The organism is Paenibacillus sp. OSY-SE (assembly GCF_000283315.1).
In the GTDB taxonomy this organism is placed as follows: domain Bacteria; phylum Bacillota; class Bacilli; order Paenibacillales; family Paenibacillaceae; genus Paenibacillus_B; species Paenibacillus_B profundus.
Genome location: NZ_ALKF01000050.1, coordinates 1 through 221, shown reverse-complemented (window position 1 = coordinate 221; position 221 = coordinate 1). Strand labels below are relative to the sequence as shown.

Annotated in this window: 1 protein-coding gene; it reads right to left on the bottom strand. The window is 39.4% G+C overall.

Annotation, left to right across the window (positions count from 1 at the left end):
• The coding region (locus tag A372_RS38170) for a hypothetical protein (RefSeq protein ID WP_036702643.1) at positions 1-221 on the bottom strand (221 nt) is incomplete at both ends.

Genomic DNA, 221 nt, shown 5'->3' with positions numbered 1-221 from the left:
GCTCCATTATCCTGTATCAAAATATTCAGCGTTTTGGCGAGTGTAACCTCAATTTGAATAAAACCTTCGTCACTCAGTCCATGATAAAGTGAATTTTCCACTAACGGTTGCAAAATAAATCGAGGAACAGGTATTTGAAGCACTTGGTCATCCGCTGAAATACGCACGTCAAATTCAAAGTCATATCGAATTTGTTGCAGGATTAGGTACTGTCTTAGCGC